The sequence below is a fragment of the Pseudoalteromonas sp. AOP7-A1-14 genome, from assembly GCF_052376275.1.
GTDB lineage: Bacteria > Pseudomonadota > Gammaproteobacteria > Enterobacterales > Alteromonadaceae > Pseudoalteromonas.
The window spans coordinates 1-2436 of record NZ_JBQSVO010000204.1; the positions used below are offsets into that span (position 1 = coordinate 1).

The 2436-nt window shown below is 40.8% G+C and carries 3 protein-coding genes and 1 pseudogene; 3 read left to right on the plus strand and 1 reads right to left on the minus strand.

Annotated features, from left to right (window positions below):
- Positions 1-48: 48 nt before the first annotated feature.
- A complete protein-coding gene (locus ACT3RM_RS17480; RefSeq protein WP_244913656.1) occupies positions 49-243 on the plus strand; it encodes an IS66 family transposase in 195 nt (64 codons plus the stop codon).
- Here ACT3RM_RS17480 and ACT3RM_RS17485 read toward each other — a convergent pair.
- Positions 174-350: pseudogene (locus ACT3RM_RS17485) on the minus strand (IS110 family transposase); the annotation flags it as partial. The gene ACT3RM_RS17480 and the pseudogene ACT3RM_RS17485 overlap by 70 nt on opposite strands.
- 557 nt (positions 351-907) lie before the next feature.
- Between ACT3RM_RS17485 and ACT3RM_RS17490 the strand changes: the two are divergent.
- Positions 908-1903 (plus strand): tyrosine-type recombinase/integrase, encoded by a 996-nt coding sequence (locus ACT3RM_RS17490; protein WP_443489213.1) that lies wholly within the window; start codon positions 908-910, stop codon positions 1901-1903.
- Positions 1904-1911: 8 nt separating this feature from the next.
- Positions 1912-2403, plus strand: coding sequence for a hypothetical protein (locus ACT3RM_RS17495; RefSeq protein WP_010555478.1), 492 nt, complete (start codon positions 1912-1914; stop codon positions 2401-2403).
- Positions 2404-2436: the final 33 nt, after the last annotated feature.

The window sequence follows — 2436 nt, forward strand, 5'->3', positions numbered from 1 at the left end:
AGCCGTAAAACCATGTCAGATTGGATAATACGGTGTAGTGAATTGCTGATGCCATTAGTTAACGAGCTAAAAGCAGCATTGCTTAGTCAAGCGGTGCTCCATGCCGACGAAACGCCCTTAAAGGTGATTAAGGCCGATAATAGCAGCAATTACATGTGGGTTATTGTTGTGGTAGCGATTCTCCCATTTACCTGTTTGTGCAACGTATTGAGCCAAGTATCTAATGATTCTGGTGTATGTTGAATTACCTCAAAACGACGCTCGCCATTTTTAAATTGAATACAAACATCATGTTTTTTATCTGCCCAATCTAAGCCAACATGTGCAGCAAATTGATCTATCGACATCATCATCCACTCCTATTTATAAAGGATTGGTATGTATTCCACGCTCTTCGAAAGAAATATAGCCAGCAGTTTATGTGCGTGCCCTGAGTATTCGTTAGTGAGCCGTGGAGCACTTACTGGCTCGAAAGAAAAGCGGTGATCATCAAATGATTTTCGCTCATTATTCGTAGCCAGTAAGCACATACCATAAACCACTTTAAAGTGTAGTTCTTAGGTGTGAATGACTATATATCGCTCAAAGCTGTCATTCTTCTTCTAAATTCCAACTTTAAGCTATCTGATCTACCAAACTAAAAAGCCTACTCTTTACTATGTTTATGCGAATTCAGCTTTACCTCTACTTATTAAAATGACACTTTTAGAAAGTAGAGCCTGTGATATAATAAATATCGAGTCAACACCATCAGAATTTAAAATTAGAAGCTGTAATTTAGGTGGTGATACTGAGCAAAATAAATACAGATAATATGTCCGTACTTCATTATGTAGGGTTGTTCTAAACACGCAAACTTAAACTAAGTATGGAGCAAAAGCACAAAGTTACTTTGAGGCATCAAAAAATGCACGAACAAAACAATGATGAAAATACCGAAGTCACATTTCTCCCTGCAGAGCGTACTTTTGAAGTATTAAGTGCGGAGGCTGCGGGCACTGGTGTAAATGGTATTGAAAAAAATCCTGCTGTTTCATACTTAATGGGCTTAAGGGCTGAAAGTAGCCGGCTAGCCATGAGGTCGTTTTTAAACAACATAGCTAAAATGATGGGCTATCATGATTTAAGAACCTGTCCTTGGGGTATGCTTGAGCGGCACCATGTACAGGCAGTTTTGACCATGCTCACTGATGCGGGAAAAGCACCGGCCACTATAAATAATTACTTGGCGGCAATAAAAGGTGTAGCCGTAGAGGCATGGACACTTAAGCTTATTAGCACCGATACTTACCAACATATCAAGTTAGTTAAGTCGGTTAGAGGGTCAAGAATACCTAAAGGTAGAGCCCTGGCCCCTGCTGAAGTTAAGAAATTATTTTTCACATGTGAAAGTGATAAGTCTGCTATTGGGGTTAGAGATAACGCTATTTTATCTGTTTTAGTCGGGTGCGGATTACGAAGAGCTGAAATTGTATCCCTTGATTTTTCTCATTATAACCGGCATAACCGCTCGCTAAAAGTGCTAGGTAAAGGTAATAAAGAGCGCATGGCCTACTTGCCAGATGGCGCATTTCAAAGGCTTGAAAGCTGGATTGAGGAAGTGCGAAGTGATATTCCAGGGCCACTATTTAGTCGTGTTCGTAGGTACGATGATGTTACCTCAGAGCGCATGACTAGCCAGGCAATTTACCATATTTTAAACAGTAGATCTGTCGAGGCCGGTATAGAAAAGTGTGCCCCGCATGACCTAAGAAGGACATTCGCTTCGTCAATGCTAGAGAACGGCGAAGATCTAATTACAGTTAAAGATGCAATGGGCCATGCAAGCTTAGCAACAACGCAAAAATATGACTTTAGGGGTGATGAACGCCTAAGAGCAGCGAGTAAACGCTTAGATATTTAGGGGGAAGAATGTCACAACAGAACAATTTTGGTGAAGCACTTACATTTTATGCAGATAGGCACCCAGAACCATTAAAGCGCACAGCTATGAACGTTCAGTACACATCTAGTCGGCTTGGCTTGCAGACGTTAAGTATTGAAATGACTACTATTAACTCCCCTGGTGAATCACCAGATTGGGCAAGTAAAACGATAATTCAGCTGACTAAAAGCGAGTTAACCGGGTTGTGCGGCGTGTTATTTGGCTTGAAAAGCGAAGTAAAAGCTTCATTTCATGGCGAGAATAAAAACAAAGGGATGGCAGTTTATAATAATGGTGCACAGGGGGCTGCTGTCACTATTTCAGTCGCTGGCCGACACTTACATCACTTTTTATCACCCGATGATAGACTTGAATTAGGGGTTTTTACTTTACGCAGATTATCGGACGCATGGAAAGTTACACCGTCTGATACCTTAGCAATATTACGTCAAAATGAGTTGATAAGAAGAAGCCAGTAATGAAAGACATTCCTTATGTGGGTAACTATCATA